The following is a 19,201-nucleotide window of genomic DNA, read 5'->3' as shown; positions in this document are numbered from 1 at the left end:
CGTCAAATGAAAAAGCCCCGCAATTTTGCGGGGCTTTTTTGTGGCTGCGCACTCTGCGTACGCGACCTGCTTGCGCGCTCGCGCGGGCGCTTATTCGCCGCTCTCCTGCGCATTGCTGCTATCGAGCGAGCCGTAGAACTTCACCTTCGAGCGGGCACGCAATGCTTCGACGTAAGCTTCGGCCTCGGATTGCGCATCGACTTGCGCGATCTGCTGCTGGGCAGCAGCCAGACGCTGCGGATCGATCGGGGCGCCTGCCACGATCGCGTTCACGCGATAGATCGCATAGCCGTCATCGCCAAGGTCCACACCAACGTACGCAGGTAATTTTTGCGCGTCTGCCTTGTAGATTGCACTCAATGCCGCCGGCGGCACACCTTGCGCGTCGTTACGCGAAACCTTCAACGGCGACGAGAAACCTGCCGTCGCTTTCGACTTGTCGAAATCCGCCAGCTTCGCGGCGCCGTCCTTGTGAGCCGCGTCATTCGACTGAACCGCGATCACTTTCTGACGCACTGCGTCCTTGACGGCGTCGAGCGCCGGCACGGCTGCAGCCTTGTAGTCGGTCACGCGCGCCGCGATCAACGTGTTACCGCCGACGTCGATGGCTTGCGTGTTGTTGCGCGCGGTAACCGCATCATTTGCGAACACGGCAGCCAGGAACTTCGCGTTGTTCAGCGGGCTGTCAGGCGGCAACTTCGGATCCGGCTGCGGCGTTACCGTGGCCGTTTGCAGTTGCAGCTTGTACTTGTCGGCGGCAGGTTGCAGGCTCTTCGCCTTCTCGTAGACGATCGATGTGAAGCCTTCCGAGTCGTCGCTAAATGCCTTGCTCGCCAACTGCGTTTTCAGGTCTTTTGCGATCTGGTCTTTCACTTCGTCGAACGGCTTGGTGACAGCCGGCTTCACGTCCGTGACCTTGACAATGTGATAGCCGAAGTCGGTCTGCACGATACCGCTCACTTCGTCTTTCTTGAGACCGAACACGGCGTCGTCGAACGCCTGGCCGCCGGCGATCATGCCGCGACCGAAGTAACCCAGATCACCGCCCTTCGACGCCGAACCCGGATCCTGCGAATTCTGTTGCGCAATCTGCGCGAACTGATCCGGATGCGCCTTGACCTGTGCGAGCACCTCGTCGGCTTTCTGCTTGGCCTTCGCCTTGTCAGCCGCGCTTGCGTCTTTCGGCGCGGCGATCAGGATGTGGCTCGCGCGCACCTGGCCGTCCGTGCGGTAATGCGCGATGTTGTCGTCGTAGTACTTTTTCAGATCAGCATCGCTCGGCTGCACGGTAGCAGACAAGGTTGCCGGCGACAGCACAAGGTACTGGATCGTTGCCGTGGCCGGTGTGGCGAAGTCGTTGCGATGCGCATCGTAGTACGCCTGAAGCTGCGCGTCAGTCGGCTGCACTTTCGCAGCATAGTCGCGCGGATGGAACGCGATACCCTGCACTTCGCGCTGCTGTTCGGCGAGCTCGGTGAGATGCTGTGCGAGGGTCTTCGACGTGAAGGCGCTGCCTTGAATGCTTGCGGGCAACTGCTGCGTGGCGAGGCTATAACGCACACGTTCGTCATACTGATCGGGCGTCATGCCCTGCATGGCGAGCAACTGCTTATAGCGGTCGACGTCGATCGAGCCGTCAGGATTCTTCAGCGACGAAATCACCGGATCGTTCAGCAGCACACGGCGCACTGCGTCGTCAGATGCGGTCAGATGCAGGCGTTGTGTTTCGTCGGCCAGCACACGCTGCTCGATCAAACCGTCGAGCATTTCGCTACGGCGCGCAGGCGTATCGAACGACTTCATGTCGAACTGGGCGCCGAGCATTTGCCGGGCACGGTCGAGTTGCTGACGCATCGCGTCGTCATACTCTGCGCGAGTAATCTTGTGACCGTTGACGCTGGCGACGTTTGCACTTTCGTCAAAGAAGCCGCGGAAGCCCTGGATACCCACAAAACCCAACCCCGGCACAATGACGAGGATGAGCATGAACATCATCAGGCGTTTGTGATTGCGGAAAAAATCGAGCATGCGTAAAGGAGTGCCAAAAACAGAACGCCCGATCTTACAACAGCGGGCAATAAAAAAGGCGAACCGGAGTTCGCCTTTCGTGGATACTGGCGGAGTGGACGGGACTCGAACCCGCGACCCCCGGCGTGACAGGCCGGTATTCTAACCGACTGAACTACCACTCCTTATACTGCGCTTAACGGCTGATGCTAAACAGAACCACTTAAGCCGAATCTGAAACTGGTGGGTGCTGAGGGGTTCGAAAACTCCCAGCAAAGCCTTATGGGGTAAGGCGCCTATGCAATTCGATCCAGCGGATACAACGAAAAATACAACGATCCGAAATTCTGCCGCAAATGTCGCGGCTTGGCAACGGAAATTTGGCTGCGCCGGCTAACTCGACGGCATCGCACCTCTTATGTTACCCGCACCCCATCGAAGTGATAGGTCCGGATCCGCGCCCTCTGCAACAGATGTCGACATGCCCTCTAGTCTCTACTCATATTGAGTGCCGGCTTTTGCCGATGTCCGACTGCCAGCCTTGGGAAGTGGTGCATTGAGACCGGGCCACGTGACTTGCGTCCAAAGTCACCCGAGACAATCAGTCAGCTGGCTACCCGTGGTAGCCCAATCGCCGCAACAGGTCGGTCGTGATGAGCCAATAGCGCGTATTGGCCTCCATACGCCGCCGACCATCGAGTTCAGAGATATCCTGACCAACGATACCCACTCGATTGACAATCACCTGCCGCAAACCAACGCTGAGCCTCGCTCGGAACCACTTGCGCCCGCCGATACCGTCAGCGATGGCGGCTCTTTCCCGCCAGTCGACGGCCTTAGGTGGACCGCGTTGGAAGATGAACGCCGCCCGCCTTAAACGATCATGAAAGCCACGCGTCTCAAGACGACTTGGGAGGTTGACGCCGTCATCGATACCGTCAGGCGACGCCCTTTTTCATCACCATCAACCCTGAACCACCGTTCGAGCTTCCCTGACCGCAACGACGACTTTGAAGGTGCACCCGCCACTCGCCTAACTGAGTCGGCCGGCGGGTGGTCGGCCTTTGCGGTCGTTCAGCATTCATCACTTAGACGGCCGTTCAACGATTTGGAGCGGCCGTTAGCCGGGCGCTAGGCTGAGTGTGTGCGACAGCCTCGGTCAATGGATAGAATCGACCCTGTTAATGCGTGTGTTGCCATTTACGCCTTCAGAGCCACTCCGTCCCAGTAGCCGCCGTCAACCCATAAGTGATGTTGCTGATCGGCTTGTCCACCATGGAGATAGGCCCGTGATACACCGGCATTGAACGTCTCACAACCGCGCGATGTATAGATGCAACCTGCGCACGCGCCTCCCACGTCACTGCAAATCGGATCAAAAGCACAGTTAAATCCGAACATCGATGCGTCCTCGAACCACCTCTTCAGGTAATGTTGAAAAAGCATTAGCAGTCCGCCCGCAGTATAGTTTTGCACTGAGGTTACATACACCATGAACGACAGGTCCATGGGAAACAGGTACTCGGTGAGACTTTGAGCGTCATATCCGCTATGCCGCCTTGCGCTTAGCAGCAAAGCGTGACAGATAGAATGCATGAGATTAAACGGTGCAGCCCGCGCACCTTCCGAAGTGTTCGAAACATCATCCGAATCTGACTGCGCTCCGCTTAGTGCCGGGCTCTTACGCAGCAGGTAGGCGTGCGCCTTTGCCGACGACTCATACACTTCTTTGGGGGGCTCCTCCCAGCCAACGCTTCGAACACACCAGTGGAGCACCTTGATGGGATCAAGCCTTATCCAGAGCGCCTCCGTCTGGGCCGACAATGCGTACAGCATCGCCTTACCTCGCGAAGTTGTGTTTACCTGGTCCTCGAATGGATTCAATTTCAGGGGCGCCGCATCCTCATCTCTTTCGGGCTCACGCTTCTCGCGAGTAAATCCAAGCCCCGAAACGACGACCTTCAGATCAGGGATGTGCGCGACCTCCTCTATGCCGAAACAATCTCGCACAAACTGCCAATCAGAAAGCGTTGCACGCGAGTCCTCAATGGCAGCAGTCGCGCTTTGTCTTCGAACATCATGCCGAAGCAGTACGGCCTCCATAGTGCGGCGTTGCCGCGCCAGCTGTAATAGCAAGGAGTCGCTTGAGACAAGCTCTCGAACTGATGCGAACTTGTCCCCCGACTTACCCAGTTGCGCATCAAGCTTGGAAAGGTTCGCCTGCGAAAAAGCCAAAGTCTCCCTGAGGTCATAACCTTGCTCGATCAGCTTGAGCAGATCTGCAATTTCAGCAGTCAGCTTTTGTCGTTTCGACGCAGTTGCTGCGACTACATCCGGCGAGGCCGGACCACCACCAAGGAGGTGAGAGGTCTCTGACTGCCACGCCGCGCTGTCGACCATCCGGAGCAAACTCGATACGAGTCCCTCGACGATATCCTTTGTGGGTCCAGTTAGTGTTTCGCCACAACTCATCAGTTCGGCGTTCACCTTTGAAACTACGTCACCCGCCTTGTCAGACAGGGCGACAAATTGCATCACTTGCGGGAAAAAGGAATCCCCGCCGGTTACAGAAGTCCCTCGCAGCACGGCTAACCCGCGCCCTTTCATCTTGTCCGCGCAAGCGGGACATAAGTCCGCACCGGCGTTCGCAACGTTTTGCCCGGTTGTAAGATCGAAGAAAGAACTGGCGCGATACTGACCGCCCCCATCGCGGAACCCGAGATCAGTAAAACCTCGTGCGCTCCGGGGCGTTGCAACGGGCGCGACATGGCCGCAACGGTGGACCATCACGTACGGGATCTGCCTCATGCGTCCCTTACAACCGGCTCTTTGACAAACTATCGTGTTTCTACCCAACCGATTTCCCGCGGCCAGCCGTCGATATACCCCCTCAAGGGCATTGTCGTGCTGACGTCGCGGCTTGTCGTGGTTTTCCAAGGCGCCGCAGTATTCACACACCAGCACCAGAGGGAAAGGCGTAATGTACACAGCAGACGGCGACTGAATCTGAAGATCGCCTCTGGACACCGCATCCTCCAGCATGGAGTCGTATTCTCCGCCAGCAGCCTTCCATTCGGCCATGAATTTTCGGGCGACATCAAGCAGTTGGCTCTTGTCTATGCCTTCGAGCGCATCTGAATTATTCGATACGCCGCTCACCCGGGCGAGTGCCTGATTACGAAGCCGCGTCACCGCGCCTGGAAGGAATGCCTCGTAATAGAGGCGACTATTCTGGACGAGTTCTTCTTCAAACGAGTCAGCCACGTTTCACCTCATTTACCAAGTGCTGCGAGCACCTCGGCCTCTCGCGGGCCGGCTGGCAGAACTCTGATCTGATTCTCAATATCACGAAACGACCGCATCGGGCCAAACTGGAAAATAGACACCAGCGCGGTCCCTATGTCTGCTTCCGCCTGCGACGCGCTCAAATTCTGAAAACGATGCAGCGCACGATCGACTTCCGATTCAAGTTTGTCCCGAAACTCACTCAAAACACGCTCATCAAAAAACACGGAAAGTGCAGCCGGGACGCTCAGCGCTGCAAGCAACTTGGTGCGAATTGCGTCTCTGGCAATGCCGTCCTCAGCATCCAAGGCTTCAGAAAGCTTCCTTGCGCTTCGGTCGAGTGATTCGCCCCAGCCTTTCTGATGGCTAGCCCAGTTAAGAACCACAGCAGCGAACACTCCCGGGAGCGTTCGCTGCAGAATATGCGGTGCAAACCTGTTGATTGGCACCGAATCAACAAGCTTTTCCAGGAAAAAATGGTAGTCGCCAAAGTTCAGGAATACACCAGCCTCGAAAAGCTTTGACGAATTGAGCACTGAGATAACTATTCCGGGATGTACGCGCCCGCTTCGGGCCGAAGATTGTATGTAGTCGGCAGTCGAACGGGGCCATCCGTCGAGAACCATGAAGTTGAGCTCAGCGATATCAACCCCATGGGACACCACGCTCGTAGCAATCAGATGGCGCGTTGGATCGTCGGCGCCCTTCGTTTCGATAAGGCGGATCGCCGCAAGAATGGCTTCCAAAGGCGTTTGTCCGTCCAGCACCTTGTGATTTCGCTCCAGACCGCGCAACAGATGGTTACTGTCCAGGTGCTCGACAATCCCGGTGATTTGGCGCTTCTGATTGGCATAAACGAGGTCCGTATTGAGATACTTTTCGATATAGGCCAGGAGCTGTGGCGCCTTGGATGACGGGAAGCCGCACACCCGCTCCCCTGGTTCAGCGGGTCTGCCGAGCTCAGCACGCATTTCGTCCACGAGATCGAGAAAGCGCGTAGCGACCTCAGCCGTTGCTCGCTCGGACTCACCCCGACCGTAACCGAGTGGCAGAATTCCAGAGAACCAACGCCGGATAAGTGGACCATCGCCGTCTAAGGCGACACGGGCATAGAACGACTCTCCACGGCGCGCGCCGGGCGCGGGGAAGCGAACGCCCCGCTTCAGATACAGGTTATGCAAGTGACTTTGGAAGTCCTTGATCGTCGCCGTCGCAGCGAGCGTCTTTGCAGGCAATCCGCCATGGGCCTTCTGGAGCGCCTGAAGTAGCGTTTCGTAGTGGGCGTCAAAATTACCCAGGGACTCTCGCAACAGATGCAACTCGTCCTGGATCAGAAAGCTGAACCCCGGGTCCACCATGGCAGGCAGCTGAACGGTCCTGGTTTCGCTGGTACGCGAATTATTCCCACACTCAAACGACTCGTACGCGTTACGAATCCCCTGCTTGATTCTACGATGCCTGCATTTTGCCTCCCGCCCGAACCCGTGTTCAGGGCAGAAATGTCGATAGGCGCCAAAAAAGCCAGCGAACCGCTCGTTATGCGCGATAACCGCCAGCTTGTCCACCGTTCCCACAAGCACTGTCGGCAGATAACGGTAACACTCTTCGTCGCTGACGTAGATGCCTATCTCCCGCCGGATTCCCTCCCCGTAACGTCCCCGCCCGGCGACAGTATTCGTCCAGCACCCATCATTTCGGCAGTGATGCAGGAGCCGCGCCCGCGCGTAGTCACGCTGCATATCGATCGAGTCAATCTCACCGCAGTAAGGGCAGTCCGCGATGAATTGATAGCCGCGCATCTGCTCACGAGTGAGGTCAGGCAACCAGACGGCCGCGCCGGCACCGTCTGGTCGGCTGATATTCGACGGCGTACCGTTCCCAGTAAAGTAGCCGACCGTGAAAGGGTGCCCCGTTAACCCAACACGGCACCTCAGGATCTCCGCCTGTGCAACGACGTATGAGAGTCGTTGGAACTGTTGGACCGAAAGCATTCGTAGAGGGAATCGCATCCAGGCCGTTGTACCGTAGATACGTCCTTTCATCCTCGAATAGAGCATTGCAAACGCAATGATGCCGAGATAAGCCTCGGTCTTGCCCCCGCCTGTGGCAAACCAGAGTACGTCGACAGTATCAGCAGCACCGTGCCCAAACTCTGGCGTTGCGCAACGTTCATACACGGCACGAACTTGGGTAAGCAGGAAACCGAGTTGGAAAAGATGCCAACCCGCAAACTTCTTTCTTTGAAGTTCGATTGCAGTGCCCATCGCCTCGTTCATCCAGGCGAAGCACTGACGAAGCTCATCGTCATGCTTCAGCAGTTCCAGCCCGTCTGCAATACGCGCTACCTCTCTCGCATATTCTCCTCTGTCTTGCCGCACTGCCAACAACTCGGCGTTCTTGCAATCACGGCTCAGAGCACCTTCGACCTCGTCCCATGTGAGCTCATATCGCTTCAGTGCATCGACAAATCCTTCAAGCACGCTTAAAGGATCGGTAGCCAACGCAGAGAACGTGGGAGCATGCGGCATTGCCACTTCTTTCGCCGTGGGTGCATCGATCCGGCTCTGCGCAAAAGTTGGCATCGAGTTGGTGCAGAATCGCCCCGGCTCCGGGGATTCGACCGCACATGTGACGCCATAGCCGGGCACTCCGTCCTCCGGACCGTACCTGTAGTCCTCGGGTTGCAGACGGTGCGGAACCGGGATTTGCGTGCCCTCGATCAATTTAATATCGAAGTATGTGTCCATGAGGAACGGACGCCTTAAGCCGTGCGCCGTTCCCACCAGCGCTTCCGTACAGTTCTGGAGATAGACCTCCAGAAGATAGCGCGAAGGTGTGTCGACGAAACTGGGCGGTGCCAACCTCAGTCTTGCGCGAACACGTACGTCATGTCGCAGGATTGTTTGACTCTGGAAAAGACACCTCGAAACATGTTGCGCGAGGTCTTCATCGGTCTTTAGGGCTCCATCGTGCCACGGCATGCTTGTATCAAGGAACCCTCGTTCATTCACTGCGCATTGCCTGAATATTCGCGCGTCTTCGGACCATTTGTTCACCGCATCCTGCATTACTTCGTTGAGCTCGACCTCTTGCCATGCGTTGAGCTTCGACGTATCAAGCCGAAGCCGGATATCCTCGAAGCCCACAGTGAAGCGCTTGAAGTACTCGGGAATCTTCTGTGTGTCCTTCGCTCGTCTATCAACTACGTTCAATGAGCGCTCCATCAATTCGAGCGTTGGAACATAACGATGTGATACATCGAAGCGTCCCTGGACCGATAACTCGATGGTCGAATGTTGTCCCGGCTCGACCATCAGGACCATTCCCATCGCACGCGGGCGTTGAGGGCCGTGGAAAGTCGGGTCTGGCGCCGCTGCGAGCGATCCGATCAGACAGATCTGAGCCGGATCCATTTCTGATTCCGCACCTGCCTCCGGGAGTCGAACGGAATCCTTTCCAGTCAAGCGTAGCCGCAGCGCGTCAAGCACCCACTGCGTCAACGACATCTCTTCTTTGTATGAAAGTGACATTCAGTATCCTAGACACGCGCAGTTGGGAGGTGGTGTCCAGCGTGATGCACCACGATTTTCTTGATGTCCTCATCCCAGTGAAAATGAATACGCATTGTGTAGCGCGGGTTCATCAAGCGCCCAAGCTTTATGTGGCGTGAGATATCTATTCGCTTGCCTTCCCACTGCCTGAAATACGAGTCGCGGTATTTTCCCTTCGTTACAGAGGAGGTGTCGCCGGCATAGTCCGCCGGAATGCCAGCAAGTCTGTCTTCCACGTCGGTCAGCCGCACGGTCCTGCTGTGATACATGTCGAAAAGTGGCCCAACCATCACGTCCAGAACGCCTTCAAAAGCAGCGTGGTTTTCAAAGGGCGATTCACTCATCGATCGTTCACAGGCGGGAGTGAATACAATACGTTCAGGATGCCGGCTCATCAGGCCCGTCGCTATACTAATCAAGGACGTTCGACTGCCGTCGGCTAGAACAGGTGGTTTTTCGACCCGCGCGACCCGCGCAACTTCGACCATCGCGTCGAACATCTCCCGGGGAAACGTTCGGGCGCCAATCTTCACGGCCCCTACGCCACGAGACCGCGTGATCGCGATTGCGTTGCGCAAATCAGTGCCGATCCGTCTATGCTCGCTGCGCACCACTTCAATCGCCCTGGCCACCATCGAGGCCATCTTCGGAGACGAAGTGTCGCCTGCGGCGTCCGCGACCAGTCGAATTGCAGCTGATTCCTGAGGCCCAATGACCTTCCCAGCGGCCCAGTTCTGAACAGCACCCGCCGAAATCTCGAATCTACGCGATTTAAGATATCTGGTCAGATTTGCAACGCTTCCCGTTTTCAAGATAGCGGCATCAACATACTCCTGCCATTTCTCGGCAATACGCAAGGTCTGTTCGAGGCCATGACTCTCACTGACGAACATCTCAAACATTTCGCGCTGTGTCGCCACGCGCCCCTCACTTGAGAGCAGCAACACCAGTTCAACACCTGGCTTCAGGTCGATCGCTGGCACAGGAATCAGCTCGTCTGCAGCCAAAGTCAAAACCTGACGTCGATTTCCCCACCGGAAAGGCTCGGTATGTCCCTCAAGATGAACAACCACGCCCGTTCCTTCTGTATTCACCCGGACTTGCCGGTCGTCACCATCTGAAGCGTGTTCGTCCAGCAACTCATTGAGCCAGTCAGAATGGCGGTTTGGCACCTCAAACTCGACCACCCGTAGAGGTGTCGGGTAAATTCCATCCAGCGGTAGGTCCTGCAATTCGACCAAAGCGTCCCCGCAGTTTTCCTGTTCAGTAAGATCGTCGGTCAGGTAGCCACTGCGAGGCCACTCGAGAGCCCAGAGCCGGCTTTTGTCGCCCGCCGATGCACTTGGAAGCGCGTGCTTTTGCAGCCACGACCGCACTCGCAGCTCGACATGTTTCCCTTCGAAAGGGTGGCAAACTACAAATCGCCTGGCGGCAGGAACGGCGAGCCAATGCAGCCTCGACGGAAAGAGAGGGGCCACATAAAGGAGAACGTCTACATCTGACGGCAGACGGGGCGAGGCACCGTCCATATGTCCTACTGTGACGGTGCCAATGGACTCCGGATCAAGCTCACCTTCGATCCAGCGCCCCAGAACGCCCGATTCCCTTTCATTTCCAGTGAGAACCCCAACGGTCTGGCCCGCCTTGACCGCATCTCTGGCTAGTTCTAGGATCATCTGAATCCGCCCAGGCATAGCGTTTTCAAGACGAGTGGCCCCCTCACGCACCGTCTCAATAATCTGCTGAAGCAATTTCTCGACGTCACCTCGCCACGGCTTTATCCCGCTAGCAATCTCAAGCCAACGTTCTATCGTGCGAATCGCAAATCGACCACCGCGAGACGCGGAGAGCGCAGCCCTTTCCGCTACGCAATAAGGGACGTTTAGACTACGAAAGCCGCGTTCAATGGCACGTAGAGCTGCCATCTGTTCAGTTGTAGCGCCCGAGTCGTGCCTCAGTTGGCAAAACGAGTAGATCAGAAAGCTAAGACGTTTCACGAATGCATCCATCACCGTATCCCGTGCGGACAGAACGGTGACGGGATGCCAAACGGAATCGGCTTGCAAACGACAGTCTCCCGATCGCATGTTCCACTGATGCATCGGCAACCGTAGGCTCATCGAATCGCCAGTGTGCCCGATCGCGACAATTGGAACGCCCGGGAACCGGGCAATCAGATCTCGGACTAACGGCTCCGCGTTGTCACCGCAACCAGCCGCTGTCTTATCCACTACGAGGGCAAACGGCGATGAAATATTTCCAAGCCGCTCCACGACCTCCAGAAGATCACCATGCCCGCTTGCGAGCAAAGTGCGATGCCGCCGCTGTTCCTCCCGGCTATTACACCTCGAGAGAAGAACCGGGCGCAATGCACTTGACGTTGCGAAGCTCCGTAGCAGGATTGAAGGACGCCCAAATACGACCAGGTCAGTTCGGTCGGCTATCGTCAACGGATTCATCCAGGGCGAACGGACAAAACCCTGGTCCGCATCCACACGTAGTCGATGGAGATAAACACTTAGTCGCGTCACCATCTCCCGCGTTACCACGGGCATTCCGACTGCAATCGACGCGCCGTATCGCACACAGCGTCCTGTGGCCGCCCATGAACGAGATTCCGCGTCTTCGGGAGGAGCCAAACCTTCCTGCTGCCAAATCTTGGAATCGATAGAGAGCAGTTCCCGAGCGGCAACTGCCGGCCAGGAATCAACCATTAACTTCAGCCACGCGGGGAACCGGGCGGCTGTCACGTCGAAAGTTCCGCCGGTGCCATTTCGATAGCCTTCTGCAACGCGGCGGTGAATTTATACTTTACCTCCGCAAGCGAACTGACGCGGCTGCGAGTATCAACGGGGTCGATCACCCTCAATGCGAGCCACCACTCGACAACGGTAGCCGCCATTGAAACATCAAGCACTGTCCCGAAGTCTCCACTTTCGATCAACGACCTCACGTCCATAACCCTGAATCCGCGATGCAGGTCATATTCGTGCAGCAATTTTGCCAATGCCATGGACCAGGGCACGCTGGAGATGCCAGTTTGTTGGACAAAGAGCGCAAAATCCTTGCTTGATATCTCGTCCAGCTTCCTGAAGTCCTTGAGTTCACCAAGGCTTGAAGCACTCCTCTTCTTCTTTCGCACTTCCGCGAGCACTTCCACGAAGCGGATAAGCGGCGCGTACCAACCCTCCGTCGCCTCCAGCAACTGGGTTCCCTCGCTGTGCGTAAACATCATCCCTTGCTGATCCAGCAGTCCCTGACAGGCGTGCCGCGTCCATCTCTGCAACTGGATGATCCCACCCAGGTCGCTTGGAATTGCTGTGTGTGAGGGGTTTGACAGCCACAGCCACATCGCACGCGGTTCCAACAGGAAAATCACGCGCACACGATGTTTGACCCGTGTCGCAGCAGAAGCCTTTGTTAGGGCCACGTCAAGAAGATCCGTCAAGACCGAAATAGATTTGCCTATCACGATTGGTACCAGCACGACGATCGGAGTGGAATCGGAGCGCGCAATCGCATCGTTTAGATAGTCATCGAAGACGCTCAACCCAGACGTCTCAGGCCGGATCATCACTCGCACATCGTATTTCCCAAGCGCTCTGCCACTTTCGAACTCGTTCATCGCGCTAAAGGCGCCGCGCATCGAGTCAATTTCGAGACCGAGGGCGGCGGACCCCATGATCAAACCGACCGAATAACGAGGTGCACCAGTTGCGGGACGCGCCTGCAGTACCATTTTTTCGTCTGCTAACGAAAGCGGAGATATAAATGCGGTTGACGTAGTGGGGTGACAGGTCAGAGAGTCGGAGACGTCGTTTTCCACATCAGAAGCCGCCAGCAACAGCTTGTGCTCGACGTCACCCGGAGACCCGACCAGTTGCAGAATCGATTGATTGCGCAACGCATACTGACGCGGGCTAGCCTGGACCGTTTTCAGCACACCGAGACCGCCCAACTCTTCGAGCAGAGCTTCAAACCCGGACTCGCTCATCCCTTGGAATTGATCGGGAGCCCAAAGCCTTGCCACATCAAGCGCCTGCTTCACGCTGAAGCTGGAAATGCTGCGACCGTGTTTTTCAATAAGCCCGTACACGATGAGCATGTATCGCTTATCGAGATGCAAGGTCATATCGAAACGGTCACGGCAAAGTTTTTGAACTGACGAATCAGACTCGACACTGTCGAGGTCGATATCGTTGACTTCCACGCTACCCACACTGACGGCACGGCGACTCGACAGAAGCCGGATCAGTTCAGCGCAATAGATATGCAACAGCCCCGGATGCCGGTTCGTGAAGGCCATTACCCGATCTACCAGCGTCGGGTTTGCAAAGCGGTAGCCGAGAGCCGCGAGAGGAAATTGGATGAGGCGACGCGCGTCCACTGCGCGCATGATTGTCACATGCAAAGGGCGCCCTAGCTGCTCGAGCGGCACGTTGGGAAGACTTTGGAAGCGGTTGACGTTTTGCAATCCCGCAATGACCACCTTGAACCGGTGCACCGTGTCGTTAACCAGACCCGCCAAACTACGAAATAGCGGGAAATCCCGGTTCGCATCCGTATTCAGGATTGGATCAATCTCGTCAAGGCAGACGAGCACGCTAAATTTGCCTGGACGCGAGAACTCCTCGGATATCTGTTGCTGAGCAGACGTCTTGTGGGGGTTTCGCGTCATGACGCCGCGCTGGATAAGCCGCTCCAGGATGAGCGCAAAGACCCTCTCAGTGATGTCTCCGCCTTCCCGATGTTCCGCGAGCTCCAGGCCACCGTCCATCCGGATAAAGAACGCGACGTGGTTGGGCGACAGATTTTCGAATTCCTTTGCCGCAGAATGCAGCAGCGTCGTCTTTCCAAGTTGGCGCCCCCCATACACAAGAGCCGGCCCACGGGTGCTAGCGAGTTCGACCGCATCCCCTTCTCTGCCGAAGCGCATTTCAGGCGGTGCCGGTAGGCGGGTATCCCCTGCGTGATAGGGCATGTAGTAAGTCCACGGAGCCGCCACCCGAAAAAAGGTCTCAAGAATACGGTGCTCCGACACCGTTGCCAGATAGGACAACACAACGGGGTCTAGCAAAAAGACAGCACATTTTCTTTCTTTACAGAAAGTCGCCAAGGCATTGCGATCAGCGCAGTCCAGCGGCGTCCCAACAAGCAATAGCGCGAACGATGGCGCCCCGTCCTGCTCGATTGCGCTCCTGAATCCGCTAAAACTCCACTCACCGACGAGGTAAATGAGATTCAGCGACACATAGTCTCTGTTATCGAATAATGGGAAAGCCTTCGGCATGGCCGGACGATCCACCTCGAGCGTCAGCCTGCGAAACTCACCCTGGTTCGAAAACTCATAGCGCTCCCACTGCCCTGAATTTGCCGATTTCGCGATAGGAAAGCCGATGAACTGAAGAACCTTGGAGATTGAGTTGTATGTCTGGAGGTCAAGCGCCGGCTTCCGCAGCTTAGCTGCGCCGGTTTTCCTTTGCTCAACAAGAGCTTCCATCGCCGCCTTGAAATCGTGCTGACGAAGGTTGTATTGCAAGCCGCCGGGCATCTCTTCGATGACCTTGGCACCGGCCTCACGGGGATTGGCAACCGTTCGGAGCACATCAGCCAGAATTTTCTCGACTGCAAGGAAACCTAGCAAATCGGCATTCTCGTCGAGCGGTACGTCTCTGACAGGTTCACCACGGTCAACGTGATTCTGAAGTTGATCTAGCAGTTCCCGAACCACTGTCAAACTGAAATCGGACAGGGCATTCCGCACCCTCGTTTCCCAGACCTCCGGGACGGCATCTGGGCCGAGCTTGATGCGAATTGCCGTCAATGAACTGCTCAACTCTGTTTCCAGCTTGCTTGCCTGCGCGGCCATGACTGTTTCCAGACTGGCACACAGTGACTCGACTCGATCACTAATGGGCGTTGCACTGCCAAAAGTGGGCAAAGCAGCCAGTTCTTCAGCACTTGCGTCAGCGGAGGCAAGGAAATACTGATGCCGACTTTCGTCAATAACGTCCGCCATGAACGCTTGCCCGGAAAGCGTCCTGAGACGTTCGATCGACTGCCTGACAGCAAGCAATGCACCATCGATTTCCCGGCGCACTTCTTTCAAGTCCTGCTCCAATTGCTCGCCCTCGGACGAACGCTCGGAGAGCAGAAGCATTTGCAGGCGATACGCCTTCCGTGCGGCTGCGAGCTCGGTCATGTCAACAAGCCAGTGCGTCGCAGGAAAGCGGGCCGCAAAGTGCTCGATCCTCAGCTTGGGGCTGCTGCCCACCTCTTCCAGATCGAGGAGCTCGCGAGGAACCGCGAAAGTAGCTTCCGTCTGGCCATACCGCCACTGAAGACGCGTTTCGCCTTGAATTGCACCCAGCAGCCGGTTCAACACACTGCATAGGAGCGCCCGACCAGCGCGATGCTCGAGATCGATCTGTTGCTCAGCGTCGGTCAACATTGCAATCGAGTGTGTCAGTTGAGTTCGCCAACGCTCGAGAAAAAGTCCGACATCGCGAGACCGAACATCCCGAGGGGTCACTTCAATGAGCCACGCGCGGGCGATGGCAACAAGCTCTTCAATCTGTCGTTCAAAGATTCGATACGCGCTGCTGTCAATCTGCTCCTGGTGCGGGTAATCGGCCCGCACAGACGCTGCAAGCCTGTCAAGCAGGTCACGTGACGCGAGCGGTACATCGAAGCTCCGGGCAAAGGCGCGTACGTCCTCCGCGTTACCCTTCTCTCCCTTGCGAATTGCAGCTATAGCAGCCGCTATCGTGGGCTCTTCAATGCACCGCTTTAACGCGAGCCTCAATGTGTGCCAGAGGTTCGTTCTCTGTTCATTGCGGTCTACCCAGGCGTTCAGTTCGTTTCGTACCTGCTCCGATGCACGCCCCGCTTCCTCCACGCTAACATTGCGAAGCAACTCCCAGTCGACTCGGCCGCCGCGGGTAGTGAACTCAACCGTACTCTCGAACAGCTGGCCCAACGGCCCATCAAAATGCCCTATGATTTGCTTCAATAAGGTTGGCGCCAGCGTTTCGTTTCCGGCGAACAGGGCAGTCTGAAAAGTCGCCGCAGCCAGGAGGTAGGGAACAATCTTGCCCGATGGTTTGCGTTCCAGCTGCTCATCAATCTCGCGCGAATTGACCAGATTGAATTCCCGCTGCATCTGGCCAAGAGTCTCCTGGTCCTTCGGCCAGACGTTCATCCCAAAATAAGCCAGTCTGAAAAGCGAAGAATCTATAACTGCACCATCGACAAGCGTGCACTCACCAGCATCCCTGAGCACCTGAGCAGCGACATTCAGATGCCCTATCTCCAACCAGTGCAGCGCAATCGCCTCAGCCAATATCGCGGGCACTTCTGAGTACTGTTCCGCCGCAACTACGTAGGCTTTCAACGCATCGGTCGAGGAGCCGGTAAAGTCAAGATGCTTAATCGCGTCGTACACCGTCGCCGTCCTGACCGAAGTATCCTCCGCCGACTCAACCGTAGTCTCCCCGGTTGCGTACATATCTGGAAGGGGAACTGCCTGCTGATCCAGCGACGGAAAGACCACCAGTTGCATTTCATCGGGTGGGATCGGGTTGCCGTCAGGATCTTCTTTGGTCGCAACCTCGGGAGACTGGTCACCAGTCATCTCAACATCGCCGGCAGGTGTCAATTCTGCGTTAGATCTATCGTCCGACGTCGTTTCCACCTCGACGGACGCCGCCGGCGATTGTTCGATTATAGGATCGGCCAAGCCGGATTCGGCAAACACTGCGGCGCGCGTGCGGACAAATTCATCAAGTGCTCGCAGAGCCCGAGCGCTTATGCGATCCGTGACGAGGGGCACAACACAATCGTCCTGACTCGCCTCTTCGGCATCCTCCAGCGTTTTGTCTTCCGGTAGGAGAGACGCTACGGCTTCGACAAAAATCCTTTCCAGCTCCGATGATTTTTCATCTCTGTCGGCGCGAATTTGGTTAATTCTCGACTTGAGCGCCGGCTTGGCGGTCAGCTTTGCCGCCTTTAGCTCGATTTCGAGCTCACCAACCACCGCAGTCAGCGTCGCGATTTCCGCTCGCGTTGCATCGAAACTACCAACCTGCTCGGGCAGTCGGCGCTCCCGGTCCTTCAGTGCGTTCGCATACCACGCCTCAGGCATTTCCAACTCAAGCGCAGCAATCACAGCGGCTCTCCACAACCGCTCGAGTCCGGTCACCAATGGGGCAAACTCGCTGTCACTCAGATGTACCGGATCCAGAAGTTCGATAAATGCGTAACAAAAGTCGGAGACAAGATGATCGGCCTCATCCAGAGAGATTCTCTCAGCGAGGGCCAGCAACCTTTCGAGATGAGTGTCTATCAGCGCCCTGATCTGACGTGCTGACTCTCCATCTGAACTCGTCACTGCGCCGATAGCGATTTCGCCGATTCGTGTGTAAAGCTCGCCCAATGACTCCAGCGGCCTATGGTCTCGGAGAATCTCCGGCATTGTAGTAACCGCGCCTCCATCCGATTCCGGTGCTCGATCTACCGCATCTGGCATGGTGTCTCCGACCGCCCCACGCGCATCCTCCACAAATTTTGACCTCGTCGACGGTCGGGAACCAAGAACCGCCCCATAGAATTTCAGAAGACCAGGCTCGACCGCGACAGCATCTTCAAGCGCTCTCTTACCAAACAACGTAAATCCAGCAAACATCACGTCCGCTAACTCGCGCTGCCGCTCTGGGGACTGCTTTGCCCACTCGCGTAACTCCTCAACACCCTTCAGGTAACTTTCGAGTGCGGAACGCCCGACGATCTCGAGGTCACTACGCCGCTTGATTTCACTGGGCGTCTTGGGAATCTCAGATTTGGTGACCTTTTTGTATTCCGCAATGAAGTGCGTGGCCACATCCTCCGGCAAACTTTGAACCCGCGACAAATCTTGATGGCCCCGAAGGTGCCAACCGGCGTCAAATTTCGACAACACGTGTGCCTCCCAACTCGCACGTGCATCGCCCTCGAGCAAGATGTCCGTTTCAAGTTGCCTGTAATGAGAGGAGACGACAGTAAATCCAACCGCACGCATCCGCCGGGACATATGGGCATCAAAAAGCTTTCGGTCGTTCCGTACCTTGCGCGGCAGGCGCAATCTCGACATCAGATGTGGCCAGGACGGCTGGCCCGCGTCGTCGATATACCAATAGTCGGGCAACCCGGTCGTTTGATCGCTAAATTTGCTTAAATCAGTTTGCTGCATGAGGCATCCTGTACACATACGTAGGCATATCTGCGACCACTAAATCGTCCGGTTGCGGGTGGCGAAATCGTGGACGTCGGCAAAACGTGAAGACCGTAAATTCGTCGCGGCACGGAAAAAGCTAATGCGGCGCCTCGCCAGGCGTCTTGTCTGCACGAAGGAAGGGTGGCGGTGGAGGATGAAACCAACACCGTGCTGCACTGGGCAGGGAGATGATTTGTAAATCAGAGCAGCGGTACGAACGGGAAAGCCACCACGGCCGAACCCGGTTTCGCCGCGACGTGAGGCGGAATAAGCACCTATGCGCTAGCCGGCAAGACGCGACCTGGCAAACTAGGGACGAACATAATGTCGGCCCGGTCGGAGAGATATCCGTCCTGAGCCGGCTCATTCCAGATTGGCGGCTGAAGGCGCCATTCATTAATGTCCCCGGTATGGCAATCGTGCGTCCGTTATGCGTAGTCGGAGACTTACAGCAGTCGCGGACGCTCTCTCATGGTTTATTTAAGAGTGCATCATCATGCGCGCCGAGAATTTGTAAGCTTTAACCCGGCCGGTCAATTATTACGCCTACCCGAGGCTCCTGCAACAATTTCCGATAGCCTCGCCGAACGATCCATGCTCTGGACGTCCACGCGCGCGCAGCCCTACAAGCCGCCGACAGGAAAGCCCGGCAACATTCCTTGGTATCGGCATAAGTCGATTCTTTCTTTAGGGTTACGGCATGTTCCATGAGCGAAATTTTATGCGTTTCACATCAAACTTTCATATCCGCTCGGTTACGTAAAGGAGTGCCGAAAGCAACAGAAAGCACACTGATGAGCGACAATGGCAACGCATAGTGGCTCGTACGCATCGTTAATAAGTGCACGGAGATGAGAATGGGCACCTTGAAGAAGGCTATGGTCAACTGCAAGATGCTACGGTCGATTCTTTCGGAGGCCGGCCTCGCCAATGCGCAAGCAATCCGACATAGGTAGGGTTGACAAACACATCCGGAGAACGCCGCAGATGCTCCAGAAAACGTATGTGACAGCCATTTTCAGACGACTGCGCTTGCCGTTTTGGCCGCCCTCGCAATCCATCATCTTCTGCCGACACCGCATCTGAGGGTTAGGCAGCCGCAACCAGC

At 56.5% G+C, this 19,201-nt stretch carries 5 protein-coding genes and 1 tRNA gene; all 6 read right to left on the bottom strand.

What is annotated here, in order from left to right; genetic code table 11:
• Positions 1-90 precede the first annotated feature (90 nt).
• Complete coding sequence (locus PQQ95_RS22680) at positions 91-2,028, bottom strand: SurA N-terminal domain-containing protein (protein ID WP_408440870.1); 1,938 nt, start codon at positions 2,026-2,028, stop codon at positions 91-93.
• Positions 2,029-2,115: 87 nt separating this feature from the next.
• Positions 2,116-2,192 (bottom strand) — tRNA-Asp (locus PQQ95_RS22675).
• Positions 2,193-3,207: 1,015 nt separating this feature from the next.
• Positions 3,208-5,271: a DUF8724 domain-containing protein gene (locus PQQ95_RS22670; RefSeq protein WP_408440868.1), complete on the bottom strand. Its 2,064-nt coding sequence runs from the start codon at positions 5,269-5,271 to the stop codon at positions 3,208-3,210.
• 8 nt (positions 5,272-5,279) lie between these two features.
• Positions 5,280-8,822: a helicase C-terminal domain-containing protein gene (locus PQQ95_RS22665; RefSeq protein ID WP_408440865.1), complete on the bottom strand. Its 3,543-nt coding sequence runs from the start codon at positions 8,820-8,822 to the stop codon at positions 5,280-5,282.
• Between the two features lie 8 nt (positions 8,823-8,830).
• Complete coding sequence (locus PQQ95_RS22660) at positions 8,831-10,909, bottom strand: DISARM anti-phage system protein DrmE domain-containing protein (protein WP_408440864.1); 2,079 nt, start codon at positions 10,907-10,909, stop codon at positions 8,831-8,833.
• A 680-nt stretch (positions 10,910-11,589) separates the two neighbouring features.
• On the bottom strand, positions 11,590-18,069 hold the full coding sequence (locus tag PQQ95_RS22655) for a midas domain-containing protein (RefSeq protein ID WP_408440861.1): 6,480 nt from the start codon (positions 18,067-18,069) through the stop codon (positions 11,590-11,592).
• Positions 18,070-19,201: the final 1,132 nt, after the last annotated feature.

The organism is Paraburkholderia caffeinilytica (assembly GCF_046030355.1).
Classification (GTDB): Bacteria; Pseudomonadota; Gammaproteobacteria; order Burkholderiales; family Burkholderiaceae; genus Paraburkholderia; species Paraburkholderia caffeinilytica_B.
This window is presented reverse-complemented; position numbering and strand designations above follow the sequence as displayed.